We start from the raw sequence: 19,817 nt of genomic DNA, 5'->3' as shown, positions 1-19,817 counted from the left end.
GTTTGGTAGTTGAAACCTGCATTTTTTATTCAAAATTCATTTTAACCTTGCAGGGCTGAAATGAGCCACTATCTTGCTTTTGTTTTTTTTATTTCCAGATTCAAACTACTAACTAAAAGATTTACATTGTTTTTACTTTTTCCTCCCGAATAACTATCAATTCACTCATTTAATAAAGGAAAACGATGGGTAAAACAGCCTTGAGCGCTGCCGGTGGAGCAAGGCAGCTGGCTTAGTGGTAAAAGGAAAGCATTAAGTGTATTTCCAAAAGAAACATAGATTAGAATTGTTAGGGTTATCGCTAGTTAGAACGATGATTTGTACGCTTTTCTTACCACTAAAGCAAAACGGAGTGTTTTGAATGGCTTTGCTTTAGCAATATAAACAGCCAGAGAAACATGGAGAGCGCGAGCCGCCCGCGAGTTGAGGGAAGGTGGAAGACAGAAATGGGCAGGGACTGAACAGCTGGCGACCTATGCAGGATGCACAAGGGCTTGGCGGAGTTTTTGTTTCGTGCGTGGATGCGCGTTGGCTAGACCAGTTGTTACTTGCAACGCAGTGGAGAGTAAGTACTGGTGTGTGTTGCAAAAATGCTCCCTGGCGAAATCATCCTGTAAGGTGTTCGACTGGTGGCATTTTGCAAATGGAAATAGCAAGTGCCTTTGAGACTAGGAACGAAGGCTTGAAGGCTCTTGTTGCGTGGAGCGGAAAGCGGCTGTTTGATATTTTGCAGACTGGTTCTTTATCAGAACCAAGGCGCGAAATAAGAACAGCGGCTTGGAGTGTGGATCACAAAAACTGTGACAAGCCCGAAGCCTGACTGATTTAGCAGGCGAGCATACACAAACAGCGGTGACACCCAATGAAACAAAAAGGAAGGGAGTGACGGGACTAGCTTCCCTGACGACATTATTGGGGAACATCCGTAGTAAGCTTTCAGCTACTACGGTGTGATGGGTGGCAATGGAGCTGTGACTGACAACGCAGGATGAACAGGCACAGAAAACAAATGAACAGTCAAAAGTGAATTCTGAGCGTTGGCTAAGTGAGTGCTAAAAACAAGGGCGCAGAGCAACGGAGCTTGTGTTACCCTTGTTTTTATGTTTTTCTGAAGCTGTGAGAACTAGGCGGAAGACCGCTTTACCGTGTCTTGGATTGTAGGAGGATTTCGCAGGATAACGGACTTTATCAATAAGGATCTGACAGAATAATGAATGTTGGATATTATACTTGGGTTTATTATATTTGAACTGATTTAGGTGGTTAGGTTAGGTTGATTAAAAAGCAGTAAGACGCCCGTCTTGCTGCTTTTTTTTATGCCAGATTAAGAAATATTAAATACCTGAATGTATGGTGTAATTCTCATTCCTTAAAAAACGGACAAAATTCACTATCAAAGGAGGTAGTTATTGACGAATAACTCTAGCTCAAGCGCTATGGCTAGTGTTGTTTAGGTGTTCTATGATTTTAAAAATGTGACCTGATTGCTGTTGATCAAAAACACCATCAATACCCATTGAATGGAAATTTTTGAATGGAGCATCATATAATTTGTAGGGATCGATCTTTCCGTTTTTAGTTAAGAACAATTTTATTGTGTTTAAGAATTGAATCTGAACAGAGGTCAATTGATATTCATTGATAAAATCTGCGAATGCCTGGTTCACTTTAACCTCATCTAATCCCATTAAATTTACAATGAATTGAACTAAGTTTAATGGTGCTCCTATTTCATTTTCAATTTTACTCTTATCGATTTTCTTAGACCAAAGAATGGTTTCCAATTCCTGTAATTCGGATTCAGTTATTGATTCACCTTTTCGAATTCTTTCTATGGTTATGTGATGACTGTTTTCGCGAATAATCTCTTCTAAACGGAATTTATTAATGCTATAAAAACCGCCAGTTTCTGCAACATTCGGAATGTGACTATCTTTCATATCTGAGATATAGATCACATCTTCAAAATTACTCGTAATGTATTTTTGATCTTCAAAATCTATGTATTTTACTATATCTCGAATGCCGCTTCTTATTTTTTCTAAATGACTTATGCCATCGTTTTCCCAAAACAATTGGTCTAATGGCATTATTATCAATTTCTCTTTGCTTTTTACCTCTGGAATTGCTGTTTTACGAAGTAGTTTTTTGGAAACAACTGCAACTTTGGAAATAGCGTTGTTAAAATCATCCATGAAACGATCATTTTGTGGCGTTTCCAAACGTTTAATCATTAAACTATAAAGCAGTTTATCATAAAAACGTGCTAAATCGGAATCACCTTTTGACGGTTTAATTAATGGCGCTAAAACACTTTCGATTATGGAAATGTCTTTTTTATCTAAATGATTCCATAATTCTCTATTTTCAGCTGAATAATCCAGTACTGTTTTTAATTTCATTCGAACATCAAAACGATTTACATCCAAAGTATTGACTTCATGAAACAAGTTGTCTAACAACTCTGTACGGTATTCCTGCAACACTTCAATGCTGGCGAATTTACCTTCCTTCAGATACTGCGCTAACTGCAGGCGAAGATTGAACACTACTTCTGATAAACTTTTTTGGTGTGAGCCTTCAATTCCTTGAGGATTTTCAGTGAAAAACTCAAAATTACCACAAAGGTCAAATATCAAGAAATGGGTCTTATCATTTTCTGGACCGAATAAATCTGGTCGTAATCGAGAGCCACGTCCAATCATTTGCCAGAATTTAGCATACGATTTAACGGGTTTATAAAACACTAAATTTACACAAGAAGGTGCATCAATTCCAGTATCCATCATATCTACTGAAATAACGATTTGTGGAAGACGTTCTTTTTCTTCATCACAAAAACGCTCTATGAATTCTTCGGCCTTAGGTTCACCATGAGTGATCACTTTCACATAATCATTCCCGTAGAGTTCCTTATCCAATTCCATGAACATGTCTTTTAAAAAGTGCGCGTGCTTTTTGTTTTTAGCGAAAATGATAGTTTTCCCTAGTTCTTCACCACCCCTTTTTTTAATTCCAAATTCAATGATTTTCTCCAGGGTTTTTAATGCGGTATCCTTATTAAATAGCCAATTATTTAACGCTGAACTTTCTACCCATTCGTTACCTGTTGCCTCTTCACCTTCGAGAATATCTTCTTCAAATGCTTCTTTTTCACTTGCAGACAAATCAGAATACTTTATGCCTGATGTTAGAAATTTAGTAGATAATTCGATTGTTTTGTACGGAACTAGATGTTTGTTTTCAACGGCTTCATCAAAGGTATATGCGTCTGTTGGAGATTTGTCGGGTAAACCAAAAACTTCATACGTGTTATGGTCTATACTGTCTTTTGGAGTTGCAGTTAGTCCAAGAAAAAGGGCGTCAAAATATTCAAAAATAGCTTGATATTTTTTGTAAATGGATCTGTGTGCTTCGTCAACAATAATTAGGTCAAAATGACCAACACCATAAAACCTTTTTTCTTTGTCTCTTGAGCCATCTATTAACCCCATCATTGTTTGATAAGTGGAGAATGCAAAGCGCGCTTCAACATTGTCTTTTTCATCCAATAGATTGACACTTTTATGGTCTGGAAGTAATTTAACAAAATTCCTTTTTGCTTGACTCACTAGACTTTTTCGATCTGCTAGAAACAATATTCTTTTTGCCCAATTCGCTTGAAGCATCAATTTTGAGAAAGCAATTGAAGTTCTTGTTTTACCTGTACCAGTTGCTAGTACTAATAATGATCCACGGTTTGTACCAATAAGTTCACCCGTTATTTTATCTGTACCGGCAAAGTGTTCAGCAATACTTTTGATAGCCCGCATTTGATAAGTTCTACCTGCAATTGAATTGTCAATTGTTTCATAACGAATGTCTTGGCGGTTTTTTCTGCGAAACAGCAAGGTTTGTAATTCTTGCTTCGTATAGAAACCATTTATTGGACGAGCTGCTTTGTAGAATAGATCGTCCCAAATGTAAGTTTCAAAGCCGTTGGTGTAAAACATTACTGGACGTTGGCCGAACATAAGTTCTAAACTATCGGCGTATAATTGCGCTTGGTTTTCACCTAAACGAGCATTTTCTAAACTTTTCTTGGCTTCAACTATCCCTAATGGCTTGCCATCATCATCCCAAAGCACATAATCTACAAAACCAGTTTCCGATTTATTAGTAGATTGGGGCATAAATTCCACTTTGAATTCTTTGTCATTTATACCACTTAAATCCCAACCAGCTTCTCGTAATGATACATCGATGTAATATTTTCGAGTGTCTGCTTCATTTCTAATATTGAGAACTTCGTCTTCTTTGGTAGCTAGTTTTTTATTCGTTGAAATCAGTGCTTGAAGTTCCTCAATTTGTAATTTGAATAGTTGGTTTTCATCTTCCAACTGTTTGTTTTTCTCTGTTGTTTGTTTCAGTTTTTCTTGGAAACTATCTAAATCAGTATTGAATTTGATTTGAAGTTTTTCCAACTGCTTTTTCGATAATGTAGCTTCGCCTTCTGTTGGAATATGATTCCCATCAAAAAGACTTGGGACTGCACAATTTTCTTTGCTGTATGATTTAGCAAACCACTTTGAAAAATAATATAAGCTTGAAATGATAGCATCTGAGTCAGATTCTGAAACTGGTTTATTGTGAATTGCTAGATTTCCAACTTTTCGAATCAAGTCTATTTCATTGTAGAGTTTAATAGGAAACTGATTCTTAAACTCGTAACTCTTCATTAAGGAGTTTAAGGAAGTATCGTATGGGAGGGTTAAATCAGAATCATTTGTAAACATCCAATTTACAGCTATTTCAAGAGCCATTCGCGAATAGGTAAGCGAAGTACGTGGATCGGTTATTACCAACTGCTCTGCTTTAGCAGCACGTTGATGAAACTCTGACCACTCGGTCTTTAAGAACTGAAAATTTGAATTCATAAGTCCAGAATTAATTAAACCAACCTCGTCTGTTGTTGATGTCTTCCATTAATCCACGGTCTAGATCATTAATCAAGCGTATTAATATTTTTGAAGGTGTTCCGTAATCTGATTTATAACGATCTGCAGTTAAAAACAGGTTATCGTATTCACCTTCTAATACAGCCATGTAATCTGTTGTCACTTTTCTTGATTTGAACCAAGTATAAGCTGGTTCAGTTCCGAAGGAACCGTTTCCATCAAAGTTTCGTTCTTCAAATTTAATCCAATTCTTAAATGCAAATTTATAAACGCCATCTTCTTTGTAGTCAATATATACACGCCCCCAAGTTGATTCTTGTGCTTCTGTTATTCCGATTTGTATGATTTCGATTGCCATCTTTATTATTTTGTATTCTAAACTTACTCTTTAACTATGCAGAGTAACTGCATAGGATAATCAATCTTCAAAAAGTCTTTCGTATTTAGATTTCATTTCAATGATTAAGTCTGTTAATTTACTTAAATCGTCTTGAGAAGTATCAATTTGCTGTAAATAACTTACTGGAACTATTGTTTCAATTTGATATCCTATGGATAACGTGAGGTAGTTTCTACCTGTGTTGACGAAATTTGTGTTCCATCCTAGGGCATTTCGCCAATCAAAAGTTTCGATTAAATATTCATCTAAGAAAGCTTCAAGATTTGGCCAATATTCACGGTCATATTTACCTGAATATTTATCGTGCGTATGTTTTGAAAGAATTTGTTTGCCAGGCTTCACTTTTGAATCATCAAAAACCAAATTGGAGATGTGCGCATTAAAATGACAGAACTTAATTTCATATCCCCATTCTACTTGAAAGAAATGACTTTGAAGTTCAATTGTGTTTGGTGGCCGCCAAGTTTTATTCGCAATTGCTTGAAACATTCTGGTCCCTTGTCCCTTGGTATTCCCTGGCCAAAACCCAAAAAATAGTGCAGCATCATTTTCATTGTAATTATCGAAATTGAAAACAATTTCTTGCGCCCAACCTAAATTCAACTTTAAGCCAATTCTGCCATAATATTCTAATATTTCATGTGTTTCTGAAATGCTTGAGAGCGCAGAATTCATTCTTAATCTATAGGCTGATTCTTTTGACATTGAATTGATCAAACTTGAGAATTGCGCGACAGGAAGCCATTTATAATTGTGTTCTCGAATAAATTGAATAAAATCGTTCAAGAATCGATTGTTATTTCCAGATGCACGGTTGAAATTTGATACCTGAACGGCCAATGCCATTAGTTGTTTCCAGTTTAAATCTACTGGTATAACTTTGTCAAAATCAATTTTAGCATTTTCGATTGCTTTATAAGCTTGCTGAGCTAATTGCCAAGTACAATCTGAATCATCAGGCTTCACTTCAACTAGTATTGCAATATCTCTTGCTAATACAGTAAGGTCAGTGATGTGTTCCTTTATTTCATTTGATCTCGGCTGTTGAGCGAATTTTATCGTGCTCATTTCTAAACCTGTTATGCTTATCGCATATAGTTTATTAAACGCTTCTAAACTTTCTACGTTTTTCTGTATTTCAATTGAGATTTTGGTTTCACCAGAAATATCTGTAAACAAAGATTCGTAAGATTTCTTATCCAAAATTTCCTTTAAAACGGTATTAAAAAAGACACTGTCTTCTTGCAAGCAAATGGCCAATGCACGAGTAAGGTCGTTCTCTAATTGTTGTTCACGATTTACCTTGGTGTACGTGTGAAATATGTTTAGGTGACGGTTCATATTGTCTTTAATTTTGAGCGTCTTTTGGTTTGATGAACTTTTCCAGTTATCAACGGTTTATCAACGCGATATCAACATTTATCAACATTTGTTGTTTTATTTCATGGCATTATGTCGATAAAAAATACTTCGTTCCTTTTCGTTCACCTTCTTTCCTAATTATCTCTTCAACAAGCATTTCGTCTAGTTTTGTCTTCAATGTTCTACTATTGATTTCGGAGCCAATACGCAGGTTTATCTCACTAATTGCACTACCCGGATAATTTTTTAAGTCCTCGTAAATCAATTCTTTTAAACGATGAGGTTCTATGCGTTTTAGATTCGTTTTTTCAATAAAATCTGCATTTCTTAAGAATTCAGGATTCACATAATAGAATGTTCCTTTTGTTTTTCCTTTGAACAATACTACATTCAATTCTAACAAACGTCCCAACCAGTTTTGCAAACCATTTGGCTGAGTAATGTTCAACTCTTTTGAAAGATCAATGGCAGAAATACCTTCTTTTTGGGCAATCAACCCTAAGGCAATTACTTCTTTCTGGCGCAATTGCAATTCCTTGGAAGCTTTGTCCATCAATTTCAAGACTTTATTGCTTACAATTTGTTTTTTGAGAATCACTGTTACACGATCATCGCCTTCAATTACTTCTGGAATTTGTTTTCCGTTACCAAGTAATAATTCATATACTTTATCGTATCCGCTTCCTTCTTTTTCCATGAGTTTTAAATCATAGAACAATTTGGATAGTAGAGCATTTCTTTGAACCGACTTTATTAAAATATTGGCTGGTGTAACGCCTAATGGTAACAACCCTGGACTATGAATTTCAAGACGGTCGCGATATAGATTGATAAAAATATCGCCTTGCATAGTATAGTTTCTATGCGCAAAAGCGTTTGCTACTAGCTCACGAATTGCTTCAGGCGGATAATTGTAAATGTTTTTTCTGAATATGCCATCAGATACTTCAATGAACTCATTCCACTCTGGAACTTCATTCAAAATACTGTTCAACATTTCTTTTGGATTCAGATCAAAATCATCCCATACTTTTTTATATACCTTCTGTTCATTTTCATCGAATTTGATAAATTGCACAGAAGGTGGATAGTGCAACAAGGCACGTTGTTGCCGATTACCCAACCAAAGCACTCCCAAATTGGTTAAGTAGCCATCTGGGTTCACCAAAAAATAATGCTCGCAAATCTCTTCGTGTGTTTTTTCCTTAATGAATGGGCTTACGCGTTCGGAGGTTTGAATATCTGTAAGAAACGTATTTAGTTTTGACTTATCAGCTTGTGCAAGGGTGTATTTTTTCACCTCTTTTTCTTCCCAAACAAAGGTGTTTTTCTCTGCTGCTAAACGCTCAATTTGATCGGGTAAAATGGGTTTGCACTCATCCGAAACACGCATATAGTATTTACCATCTGTGGTACAAGCAATAGATTGTTTACTTCTTAGAACAGTGAGTTCAATGTATTCTCCTCCATTTTCGTGTTTCACAATTTGAGGAACAATTCCTACATTAAGGGTAAGCGCAGGGATATTCTTATTGATTTTCTCAATTAATTCAATGTCGACTTTTTGAGTTGGAGCAGGTGCATCGTTTTTGTCTTCAATGCCAATTAGTATTTTACCACCAACACCATTAGCAAAACACACACAGTCTTTTGCTAATTCTCTCCAACTTGGTTTACCAAGTATAGTGGAAAGTGACTTTTTATCTAAATGACTATTTTCTTTCATGCTGATTTAAATAAGCAATTAATTCCTTTTCTTGTTCCTTAAGATATTGGAGTTCATATAAAATGTGCATGTGCTTGCGCAAGAAAAATTGTGAAGCATTCTTTTTAATAGCATTCACCAATCTAGTTGGACTACCGTAGAGTATAAAAGCAGCGAAAGAATACACTAGAACAATAGCACCGTTGATATTTAATTGATTCCCTAAGTTAAAGTTTACCCAATTATCAAAGTACAAGTAAAGACAATTGACCAAAAACAACAAGCAACCAATAGTTAAACGTGCCCAAAAAAAATAACGCTTTTCTGTTCTTAGCAAGAGTTCTTTTTGTGGCTCCAATTCCTTTATTCTTGCTTGAATTTGATCCAGCCATAATTTCTGTTGCTGCTGCAGTGAAACTCCTTTTTCTTTCTTGTTTTTTTCTAAAATAGCATAGATAATAAGACCAATTAGTAAGATAAAAGCAACAATAGCAATTACAATAGCAATAGAATCAACCCATTTGGTTTCCTTATTTTTCTTAGATCCGAACATCTTACACCAATTCTCCTTTAAAGGCCTTTTGCAAGAGGCAGTTGAACAAATCCTCACTTTCCTTTAACTCCTGTTTTGCGAGTTCTTTCTGTTTATCGATTAATTCTATTTTTTCAGCGAAGAGGTTTTGGAGTTTAATATCAGGAAGTAATAAATCAATTTTTTTAAGTGCAAAAATTTTCAACTCAGCGAATGTTGAACCAGAAGCAATATTTGAATAGTTTGAATAAAAAATTGATTTTAAAAGAGTTTTTAAATAGACACTATTTATTTTCTCCTGGTTAACTTTTATCCATAAAACGCGTCCGTCTTTAAAGTAGAAAGGATTCTCACTTATTACTCTAAAAATTCTTCCATCTGGACAAATAGATGGTAATAATAAATCACCGACTTTTGGGACACCAGTGTGTGTTTTTAGTTCTTCGTAATGTTTTTTAGTAATAAACAATTTTGGATTTATTTCTAAACCAGCACCAAGACTCCCAACCTCCGTTCCTCGATAAAAAGGAACACCAGACTCAACAAGATCTTCAACAAAAACTCTTTTACTGGAACCAACTCCACATAATTTTTCAAGTTTCACCTTTTTCCAAGTGTTAGGATTCCTGACCGGATCCCCAAACATATCCATAAAAATGGATTGCGCTAAAGCATCATATTCTTTTAATAAAAGCTCAGTTTTTTGTTTAAGCGCTTGCCCATCGTCTAAAATTTGGGCTATTCGCTTTTGGGTTTCAAGGGGAGGGAGAAGAATATCTATTTTTTTGATGTGGCTAGGCCCAAAGTTTAATTGTGCGGAACCCGTGATCAGTTTTTGTAATTGAGCAGTGAAATAAACAGTTTGCAAATAATATTTAAAATAATTCAAATCTATCTTACTTTCAATTGATTTGAATCTCATCGTACTCGTGTTAAGACAAAGTGGCAAATGAGATTTTTCAGCGATAGCAATTTTATTGTGAAAATTACTCACTACAATTCCAGAACATGCAATTAAAAGATCACCTTCATCAACTAGAAAATGACTGTATTTTCCATTCGCTTCTTCATCTGACAAATGAATGCTTGTCGAATTCAAATCAACTTTTCCATTGTTGATATTACCAACATTTAAAAGTTTTACACCAGATTCAGTAAATTGCCAGTTTCTAACCCCTGGGCCTTCCTGAAAGAAAAGTACTTTAGGTATTTTTACTTTTTTCCACCCTTTTGGAATAAAATCGAGGTCAATCTTCATTTCAAAAGTGACGTTAAATTTGACATCAAATATTTTCTATCGTTTTCAAGCGAGTCAATTCGGTTAATAATCACCTGCGGCTCATCATACTTCACTTCCTCGTACACAATTTCCTTATAGCGGTTAATACTCAAATTCCACTCATTGGTTTTTATTTCAGAAAAAGGTACCATGAAACTTTGTTCGGTGCGTTTTCTGTTTTCCCTGTAACGATTCGGGTAGCGTGAAATAATATCCGGTAAATTGAATTTATCGTGAAGGGTTGCAATTCGTTCTTTCGTCAAAGTTTCTGAAACATCTCCAAAGGCAAAAGCATCAAATATTTCTTCCGAAACTAGCACATTTCGTTTGTCGTCCAAAGATTTACCATCCGCTTGCATATCGTAAAACCAAACATTGTCTGTACCACCTGTTTCCGTTTTGGTAAATATCATTATTGCTGTGCTTACACCTGCGTATGGTTTAAACACCCCACTTGGCATAGAAATAACGGCTTCCAATTTGTTGTTGGCTACAATTTCTTCACGAATACTTTTGTGTGCTTTTCCACTTCCAAACAATACGCCATCTGGAACAATGACCGCGCAGCGTCCGCCTGATTTCAACTGGCGCAACATAAGTGCAAGGAACAACAATTCGGTTTTTGAAGTATCGGTTACGTTTTTCAAACCTGCAGAAATACTGTCTTTATCAATTGTTCCTTTAAAGGGAGGATTTGCGAGCACCAAGGTGTAGGCATCTGAAATGGTGTTGTCTTTACTAACGGCATCTACATCAATGATATTTGGTTCTTCAACCCCGTGCAAATAAAGGTTCATGGAAGCAATACGTAACATCGTTGCGTCGAATTCCATTCCATTAAACATTTCAGTATTTATATGATGAGCAGCTCTGTCAATATCAGTAACGGAGTTGTGCTTATCTATGTATTCTTTTGCTCCAACTAAAAAACCTGCAGAACCGCAAGATGGATCACAAATGGTGTCTTCCAAGGTTGGCCGCATCAGTTCTACCATCAATTTAATTATATGACGCGGTGTGCGGAATTGCCCTGCTGTACCGCCACCTTCTAATTTAGAAAGCAAGTATTCGTAAATATCTCCTTTGGTGTCTTGGTTGGACATGTCAATGTTTCCCAACTTTTCCATCACTTGATCGAGTACCATTGGTTTTGAAATGCCGAATGTTGCGCCACGCATGTAAACAGAGAATAAGCTTTTGTCTTTCCCAAGGGATCGAATAAACGGAAACACACCATCTACGGTATTGGTAAAAACATCGTGTCTTGCATTCACGTCCATCTCTTTTAAGTTTTTCCAGCGAAATGGTTGTTGTTCAATACTAAATATTGGTGTGTATTTGAATCCATGTTTTGATTTCAATTCACTACGGATCTCTGTTTCATCTAAATCTTTGATGAAGATGAGGTAGGTTAATTGCTCAACAATTGTAATCGTATTGGTAATACCTCCTGTCCAGAAAGTATTCCAGATTTGATCAATTTGTGATTTTAAATCCCCTGTTATCATTGTTGTACGCTGTTATTCAGATTATCAAACTTCTCCTTCATTGTTGGGTTGTTGTGGGTTAACTTTTTTATGGTTAACCCTTCGGCCTTTTCGTTTGCTAATTTAAGGTTTCTATCCGAGGACAGTAGCGCATCCTTTGTTTTTTGCAGGTGTGAAATTGTTTTATCAATCTCTTCAATTGCGGTAGTAAACTTCTTGTTTGCTAACTCATAGTTTTTTGCAAAGCCATCTTTAAAAGCGTTTATTTTGTCTTCAAAATGCGTGATGTCAAGGTTTTGACTCCGTATGTGATTTATTTCAGCTTTGTATTGAAGGGATTTAAATCCAGAATTGCGCAACAAGGTAATGAGTTGAATAAAGAACTGAGGACGAATGATGTACATTTTATCATACTTATGTGATACATCTACAATTCCGGTATTGTAATATTCGCTATCTGCCTCTAACAAGGTCACTAGAACCGCATATTCACATCCTTTCGCTTTACGGTCTTTGTCTAGTTTCGCTAGAAAATCATCGTTTTTCTTTTTGGTGCTCGTTTGGTCGTTCTCATTTTTCATTTCGAACATGATGGAAACTATTTCATTACCATGTAGGTCGTTTTCTTTGAAAATGTAGTCCCCTTTTGTGCCTTCAGACGCATCATTGTCTTTCTCGAAATAAGCACTTTGAAAAGCAGTTGCGCGCAGCTTATTGAACTCAATTTCACAATGTTGTTCAAGAGATTCTCCAAGCATTTTAGTAGAAAGCTTTTGCTTGTAATCTTTTAGTCGTTCTATTTCACCATCCTTTAAACCCAGCATTTCATCTTTGGCAAGCAATTGATTATGGAACTGTTCCTTTAGGGACTTTTCTAACAACTCCTTTTCAGTATTCTTGCTGTTTAGTTCATTTTGCAGTCTGTCTTTTTCCTTTTCCACTTTACTCGTAGCTTCAGAAAGTTCTAATTTTTTCTGTGTTTCAGCGAGTTCTAATTTCGATTGTAACTGACGAATGGTTTCTTCTTTTTTAGCTGACTCATCCACGAGTTCTGATTTGTTTTTCAGTTTTAGCTCAGCAATTTCCAGTTCCTTCTTGGCTAATTGCTCTTGAAAACCTGCATTTGTTTGCGCTTTAGTCAGTTCAATTGCTGCCTTTTTTTCATTTTCAGCAGCTGCCAATCTTTGGGTAATTTCTTCTTGAAATTGAGTGTCACGCACTTGCTTTACTATATCCGAAAAAACGGAATCATCTACCTTAAATACTTCTTGGCAATTCGGACATTTTACTGACTTATTATTTTCCATGGATCTGTTGTTTTAATTTGAGAGTAAAGGTAAGATTGATGTATGCAGCTTAGGTGCACAGGTGGTTTTCATTTATAATGTTGCGAATGAAACACTGGTACCCAAACGACAAGTTCAAGTAGTAAATGAGAATTTGATAAAAATGGATATTTAATAATATCACTGTCATTTAAGTGCGCAAAGGCACTTGTTGATTCTTTGAGTTTTCTAAAAGCCGATTTCATTTCTTGTGGAACAGAATTAGTTAGGGTGAAGCTATTTCCTGTTGCATCATCCGTTGTTCTTTGTTCCATGAAACGAGTACACCATTCCAAATTTGGATTTCCGTTCTGATTTAGAAACGAAGAAGGTATACACGTAACACTTATCAAACCGTGGTATATCGCTTCCAGTAAATCTCGCATTGGTCCAATGTTTTTCTTTCTGTAATCTGCCTTTTCGATACTTGTAAGAACATCAACTAAAAGATGTTCGTATTTTGAATCAACAATTCCAAGATCGAATATTTCAAAACATTCATTGTATTTGTTTTTGATTTTATACAGTTCAGATTGGCTGACTTCGTTAATTACAAAATCTAAAAGCTTTTCGTCATCGTCTTTTTTGAAAATGGTGAAAACACCATCGAAATTACCTTGTAAATCATCGTAAAAACCAGTATTAACACAATACCCTATGCATCTGTTTTGCTCCCTGTTGATATCATCGATTTGGCTTTTTGCGCGAACAGGGATGTTACTTACTGTTGAACCAGTTAATTCCTGGTCCTGGTCAACGAAACATTTACCGTCCAAAATCACAAAATCAATTTGTTTATTGTTCTTGATGACATCAATTCCGGTTTCGAGGTTTGTACTTGAATCTAAAATTATGCGCTTACTGCGCGCCGCGATGCGGAGTGATTCTATATAATCTTGCTTATCATCAATGATAAATGCATTGATTGGTCGTTGGTTTTTACTCATGTATTAGATTGCGTTAAGGTAAATTTTAAAACACACGTTATATTCATTCTGTAGTAATTCTTTACTTGGAATCACTTCAATGCGCCCGTTGTGTTTTTTTAGAATATTATTGATTAAGTAACCACCAAATCCGTCTCCGGCTTCCTTATTGGTCGATACCCCATTTGAAATGAATTTATCAATATTAAAATTACTAGGAAGTGGTGTGCCGTTGTTGAAATACGATATGATTAATACTTCCGTGTCATCTATTGTTTTTTGAGTTGAGAATTCAAACAAGACTTTAGGATTAGACTGCCCTACAAAACCATGCTTTCTTGCGTTATCAATCAAATTATCGATCAATATGGCCCACAAATGTTTGTCTAGAAACACACTTTGAGACTTGCCTTTAAGTGCGAATTTGATATCTGTATAATTTTTGATTTGTTCGCCAATTTCTTGCTTAACATCCTCTTTTTTGAGGTTGATTTCAGATGTCTCGATTTTTAAAAGCATTTCACTTTGTTCAAATCTCCAATGCGCATCTTCTATTGCACGTGTTAGTCTTTCAAGTGTTTTTACAACACGGCTTTGGTCATTTTCACTTTCCTTTTCGCCTGGTAACAGGTCAACAACAAACTCTTGTAAATTCAATTTGTTTTCTTCTTCCTTTTTTCTAAGGTAGTTCCCAATACTCTTAATGTCTGAAGATAAAGTAGCCAAAGGTTGTTTCATCGTATGCTTGATAATTCCCAAATAACTATGCAGAATTACTTTACTCAAATCAGCATTCTGGTTATTTACGGGATGCGCTTCACTATTTCGTTGCCTATTTCGTTGCAACAAAATATCCTTTTGAATAGCTAGAGAAGGAATCTGAACGAATAATGAACAAAATCCTTTGATAGTTAAAAATGGAATTGTTGTACCCGTTCTTTTTTCTAAAAGCTGTGTCTCAATGTAATCCTCCTTTAACTCAAGTGCCAAAAATTCTGGTAAAACCAATGCGGTATTCAACTGTAAAATAGCGAGGTTATGATTAAAAACGATCAATTCATTTTCAGGTACTAACGTAGGTTTTAATTGACTTCCTACAAATGAAACCACAATGCTATCCCTGTAGGCTTCGATAGGTTTTTCGAACTCATCTGCATCGATTCCAAGTATGTTCTCGTTTAATTGAAGATAAATGTCGTTTTGAGATAAATCAGAGGTTTTCAGGTATTTAATTTCTCCACCTTCATATAGCTTTTTCCTATCAATATTGAATCCCTTTTTTATTTGCAGCAATAAACTATCAAGTAAAACAGCTTCGTGATTCTCCTTTAACGGAAGACTTTGTGCATCAAAAATGTATCTAGTTGGCGCCCAACTGTATTCACTATACTGAAGTTCTTGATAATTTACTTTTTTTGAAACCTGATGTAAATTTTGCTTATCGTTTATAACAGTAACGATCTGATTCCAATTTTGCTCAATATCAAAATTCTCCATTTGATTAAAATCGGCAAATAGGACTTCTTCACTTTTCTTATTGAAATCGAATACAATAATTGAAATCGATTTTATTGCTATCCCAGGTGAACTAAAAGGTAATGTAACAACACTATCAATATAATTTCTTTCGGTTAGGTATTTACGTGCATTCAAATCTTTACCCCCGCTGTAATTAGCCCCTTCCGGAACAATTAACACGGCTTTATTTAAAAGGATTTTTTCTCGTCCTTCAAGCTCATTCATGATAAAAACAAAATTACTAGACCATTCGGAGTCTTTATTAAACACGCCCCATGGCGGTGTAAATATTCCTACAGCTCTGGTGGGTTGATTGTCGTCTTTAAATGACTCAAAACTCCCTGTAGCCGCTTCTAGTAATAAGTTGTTTTGCTTAACAATATCGTCATTTGCCCATTGCATTGCAAAACTATGCAAGTAAGCTGCGTTTAGGTTATTTTCAAAAATATTCAACTTATAATTGTTGAGCATATTTTGATTTGTTCGAAGTATTAACTTTTCTGAATAAATATCCAAACCTCCAATTATGGAGCATAGGTATTCTGGCAAAATGTATAAACCAGAACTATTTTGAAACGGATTTAACCAATATGCTAATTTTTGAAGAATACGATTTCTATTTGGATAACGTTGTATTGAAAATGCAACTTTAATAAACGCTTCAAAAAAATCTTCTTGAAAAAGATCATCGTATTTGCCAAATCCACTTTCAGCAACAACAGTATCCATAAATTCTGCTAATGTTCCAGTGCTTCCGTTGTTCTTATCGATATTAATAACGGCAGACAGAATAAATGAAAATAATTTCACCTTATTAGCACCAGCAGATAAAATTCGTGCATTTTCCAATAACACAAGTAAATCTTGTTGAATTTCGGCTTCGTATAAATCCACTTGATTAAAACCTTTCAATGAAATTAACCCACCTTTAAAAATGAAAAGGGATTCGTAATTACTAATCCTAGAAGTAATTTGACTTGCCGTTACAGGAAAATTATCTTGACGCTTGTACAATTGTCTGTCATTAATGATGTATGCCAGTTCCTTCGCAGTAAGTTTGCGTTTTTTTTCAATTAGCACTTGTTCAATCGCTTCGTGTAAAGTCATGTGTTGTTTTTCTTATTGCAATACAAAGATTATTAATTCCTATGCAGTACAACTGCATTAATCTTGATTCATTATTTTTTTTGCTTCTTCTACAATGATTGTCTTTAAGTTCTCAGGAGCTAAAACCTTCACATCAGCTCCAAAAGCCATCAAAGCACTCAGAAATTCTTTGTTTATTTTTAGTTCCAAATAGATCTTGTTTTCTTTATAGCGCTGGGAGCCATGAATTGGTTTCGAAAGCACGTAAGGTAATCTGTGTGCTGAAAATTCTAAGGTTATCTTTTCGTTTTCTTGTTCTTCTGGGTTGGTTACTCCGATAATGTCTTCAAAGTATTCTTCGAAGTCAACTTCACATTCAATAAATGGAAGATTCTCGATTGAAATACTCTGAATTCTGTCCAACGGTAAATTTTGAATTTTTGTCAATTCTGAATTCAATCCAAATAAGAACCAACGGTTATTAAATTGTTTTAAATGATAGGGATGAATAATAAAATCACGGGGCATTTCCATACTGAAACTTTGATAACTAATTTTTAGTACAGATTTGTGCTTTATCCAATTGTATAAATCTCGTAAGTAGTCAATCCCTTTTAAATAAGGATTGTGATCAAAACTAATTATTTGTCTAGTTGGCGCTTCAATACTGTCTCTCAATTTAGTTTCCAATTCTGCCATCCATTCAAAGTTTGGCAAACCCTTAATACGACTGAAGATTTCTAAAGCTTCTGAGATTTGTTCTAATTCCTCTTTATTGATAGGACTTTTCTCTATACTAAATCCATCTTCATTATAGCGGTAAAATGTTTTTTTGCCATCTTTAATAGAATCAATCGGTGCCGAATAACCTGCTTCGCTTTTCATGAAGTTCATATCGTCAAATATTTGCCTCCGTGAAACGGAAATAGGTTCGCCAATGTGTTCGGACAATATTTCATTGCATTTGGCAATTAAATCGTCAATATAGTAGCGTTTGTATTTACTTCTAAAACAATTGTCTAATGCACGATACCTTATGATTGCCCGCTTATTTGTTGCCATTTAAGGATTGATTTATTTTGATTATGTGTAAAACTATAAAAAAAGGGGATTTCCTCCCCTTTCTTCTTATGCGTAGCGTGTCAATTTCCAAACAACTGCTTTACCTGCATACGGAGGCATAGTATTTCCAACGGCGATTGGCGCTGTTGTACTTGGCGTGCCAACTACAGTCCAAACTCCGCTTTCGGGACATTTCTCTCCTGTTTTTGCTGTGGTACCTATTGGTTTTTTCATAGCATTTTCATTTAAGTTCCTATCAAAAGGACAGTACTTCGAGTGACTTATAATTCAAATTACTAATTGCTCACTCATTACGTTTAGTAATTGATTGAAGCAAATGTATTTTGAACATGTGCAGTAGAACTGCATAGTTGCAATTTGATTGCATTATTGACTTACCTTTCTCATATTTCACCTCCTTTTATCCAAACTTGTCTCTGCAAACGAAATCAAATTAAACATACTTCTCAACCTTGACCGAACCCGATTACCATACAATTTCTCCAATTCATTCGCATTCAAATTTGTAGTGCCATGGGTTACAATTCCAAGATTTATATGTAAATCGTAGCGGTGCAAAAGTATCTCCGCCATGGAGTTGGTTTCATTACCAAATTGCTTGATGTTGTTTTCAATACCTAAATCATCAAAGCAGTAGACTTTTCTGGATTTGCCGTATTTGTGGATTACCTGGAAACCGTCTGCATGGAATTCTGAAGTGACATTTCTTGTGGAGATAACTGGATAATCAAATTCCGGGAAAAGGAAGAGTTTTAGAAGGTTCATCAAGGAGGTTTTTCCACATCCGACGGGACCGATTAAAAGGATTCCTTTATTCAAATCAATTCCATGTTCAGCGCAATTATCTTCTGCACGAATTGCGTAGATAATGAGTTTGTAGATGATTTCTTTGTCTTCAGCATGGAGGCGGAAGTTGGAGCCGTATTTTTGCTTTCCTGCATGATTGATGTAGGCAATGCATGTTTTGAAATCAAACTGACGGATGTTGTTTGCGATGGTGAAGCATTTTTCGAGCATATTGTTGGTTTTGAGCAAGGCGATAAATCACCTTGACGGGGTTAAAGGGGAACCGAGTAATCTTTATTTGGGTTGGTATGGAGGTTTCCGGACTGTGGAGTTTCGGAGGAATTCCATTTGCGCGAATTGATAATCCAATTGCGCGCTGCAGCTTTCCAATTTTTCATTTTGGTTTTACCCCCGACCAACCAACCATTTGATTCGAAGTAATTGAAGAATTTTTGAGCTTCTTGGTTAGAGGACTTTTGTTCTAGAAAGAAAATTTCTGTTTCTTCGATTTTGGGAGGGGAAAAACGTTGGCGTTTTTCGTTGGGCGATCCCGAATTTATTCGGGATTTCGCCCCAATATTTGTTTTAATAGGTTTAGTTAGTTTATTACTGTTTATAGAAGGCTCGTTTATGGGTTCAGGAAGTTGACTAATAACCTGTTCACTACTTGTTTGATTATTGAACGGCTTATTGGTATTCATCCTGTTCTTTTTTTGAACTGCTTTTTGGTCTAATTCAAGATCATGAAGCGTAATTAAACTTCCGCGGAATGGATTGTAAGATGGTTCGTAGGTAATGTATTTCAATTCATCTAATTCGCGCATGCATTTGTGGTAGGTTGCCTTTGATGCAATTTTACTTAAACGCATGACTTCCTCACGATTGATGCTGATTGGATTTCTGAAACGCTGCACATTCCAGAACTGGAATAGTGCAACGTAAAGACTAATGTGCGTTGGATTCAACCGGTCTTCTTGAATGATTCTTTCAAAAAAACCTGTGAGGTGCTTGATGTAATTCATGACCTAGCGTTTTAATGATTTCATGTTGCTGCGCATTAGTTCATCGATCTTGAGAAAATCGTAATACAGGGTTCCGCCAATTTTGGTGTGCGCTAAAACTCCTGTTGTTCTCAAGGTTTGTAAAGTGCCTGGAGAAATGTTGAGCAACTTTCTGACTTCATAGCCTTTCAACCATGGTTTTTGAGGTTGAATTTTAGGATTTAGGATTTCTTTCAAATCCACTAATAACTGCTTTCTGAATTCGTGCAGATCTTCTTTGGTTACAATTTCGAGTGACATACTTATTCCATTTGATTTGAAACAAAATTGGCTAGTTTGACACTTTTTAATTCACCATGAAAACCCGACCTCGGTAATATTTTCATGCAA

At 35.6% G+C, this 19,817-nt stretch carries 15 protein-coding genes; all 15 read right to left on the bottom strand.

Translation table 11 applies throughout. The features are described from left to right. Window positions 1-1,427: 1,427 nt before the first annotated feature. The 15 genes from FLUTA_RS08545 to FLUTA_RS08480 all read right to left on the bottom strand — a co-directional run bounded on the left by FLUTA_RS08545 (window position 1,428) and on the right by FLUTA_RS08480 (window position 19,727). Window positions 1,428-4,916, bottom strand: coding sequence for a DEAD/DEAH box helicase family protein (locus tag FLUTA_RS08545; protein WP_013686467.1), 3,489 nt, complete (start codon window positions 4,914-4,916; stop codon window positions 1,428-1,430). A 10-nt stretch (window positions 4,917-4,926) separates the two neighbouring features. After that, window positions 4,927-5,295, bottom strand: coding sequence for a hypothetical protein (locus FLUTA_RS08540; RefSeq protein ID WP_013686466.1), 369 nt, complete (start codon window positions 5,293-5,295; stop codon window positions 4,927-4,929). Between the two features lie 60 nt (window positions 5,296-5,355). Continuing rightward, window positions 5,356-6,678, bottom strand: a complete 1,323-nt coding sequence (locus FLUTA_RS08535) for a hypothetical protein (protein WP_013686465.1) — start codon at window positions 6,676-6,678, stop codon at window positions 5,356-5,358. A 109-nt stretch (window positions 6,679-6,787) separates the two neighbouring features. Then, window positions 6,788-8,425, bottom strand: coding sequence for an ATP-binding protein (locus tag FLUTA_RS08530; RefSeq protein ID WP_013686464.1), 1,638 nt, complete (start codon window positions 8,423-8,425; stop codon window positions 6,788-6,790). Beyond that, on the bottom strand, window positions 8,412-8,957 hold the full coding sequence (locus tag FLUTA_RS08525; RefSeq protein ID WP_013686463.1) for a hypothetical protein: 546 nt from the start codon (window positions 8,955-8,957) through the stop codon (window positions 8,412-8,414). Before FLUTA_RS08525 ends, FLUTA_RS08530 begins: the two co-directional genes overlap by 14 nt. A 1-nt stretch (window position 8,958) precedes the next feature. Next, window positions 8,959-10,194: a restriction endonuclease subunit S gene (locus FLUTA_RS20715; RefSeq protein WP_013686462.1), complete on the bottom strand. Its 1,236-nt coding sequence runs from the start codon at window positions 10,192-10,194 to the stop codon at window positions 8,959-8,961. After that, window positions 10,191-11,723 (bottom strand): type I restriction-modification system subunit M, encoded by a 1,533-nt coding sequence (locus FLUTA_RS08515; protein WP_013686461.1) that lies wholly within the window; start codon window positions 11,721-11,723, stop codon window positions 10,191-10,193. Before FLUTA_RS08515 ends, FLUTA_RS20715 begins: the two co-directional genes overlap by 4 nt. Further along, on the bottom strand, window positions 11,720-13,009 hold the full coding sequence (locus FLUTA_RS08510) for a DUF2130 domain-containing protein (protein ID WP_013686460.1): 1,290 nt from the start codon (window positions 13,007-13,009) through the stop codon (window positions 11,720-11,722). Before FLUTA_RS08510 ends, FLUTA_RS08515 begins: the two co-directional genes overlap by 4 nt. A gap of 68 nt (window positions 13,010-13,077) precedes the next feature. After that, window positions 13,078-13,974 carry a hypothetical protein gene (locus FLUTA_RS08505; RefSeq protein WP_013686459.1) on the bottom strand — a complete coding sequence of 299 codons (897 nt, stop codon included), beginning with the start codon at window positions 13,972-13,974 and terminating at the stop codon, window positions 13,078-13,080. Between the two features lie 3 nt (window positions 13,975-13,977). Continuing rightward, the gene (locus FLUTA_RS08500; protein ID WP_013686458.1) at window positions 13,978-16,578 is read right to left on the bottom strand and encodes an HTH domain-containing protein; all 2,601 of its coding nucleotides are present in this window, start codon (window positions 16,576-16,578) and stop codon (window positions 13,978-13,980) included. A gap of 57 nt (window positions 16,579-16,635) precedes the next feature. Continuing rightward, entirely contained in the window at window positions 16,636-17,619 is a 984-nt protein-coding gene (locus FLUTA_RS08495) for a helix-turn-helix transcriptional regulator (protein ID WP_013686457.1), read from the bottom strand. A gap of 66 nt (window positions 17,620-17,685) precedes the next feature. Then, window positions 17,686-17,853 carry a hypothetical protein gene (locus FLUTA_RS21565; protein WP_013686456.1) on the bottom strand — a complete coding sequence of 56 codons (168 nt, stop codon included), beginning with the start codon at window positions 17,851-17,853 and terminating at the stop codon, window positions 17,686-17,688. A 177-nt stretch (window positions 17,854-18,030) separates the two neighbouring features. After that, a complete protein-coding gene (locus FLUTA_RS08490; RefSeq protein ID WP_013686455.1) occupies window positions 18,031-18,657 on the bottom strand; it encodes a P-loop NTPase family protein in 627 nt (208 codons plus the stop codon). Window positions 18,658-18,698: 41 nt separating this feature from the next. Further along, a complete protein-coding gene (locus FLUTA_RS08485) occupies window positions 18,699-19,448 on the bottom strand; it encodes a hypothetical protein (protein ID WP_013686454.1) in 750 nt (249 codons plus the stop codon). 3 nt (window positions 19,449-19,451) lie between these two features. Next, window positions 19,452-19,727, bottom strand: coding sequence for a helix-turn-helix domain-containing protein (locus FLUTA_RS08480; RefSeq protein ID WP_013686453.1), 276 nt, complete (start codon window positions 19,725-19,727; stop codon window positions 19,452-19,454). Window positions 19,728-19,817: the final 90 nt, after the last annotated feature.

It is taken from the genome of Fluviicola taffensis DSM 16823 (assembly GCF_000194605.1).
GTDB classification, from domain to species: domain Bacteria; phylum Bacteroidota; class Bacteroidia; order Flavobacteriales_D; family Crocinitomicaceae; genus Fluviicola; species Fluviicola taffensis.
The sequence above is the reverse complement of the archived record's forward strand: the minus strand, read 5'-3'. Positions and strand labels throughout refer to the sequence as shown.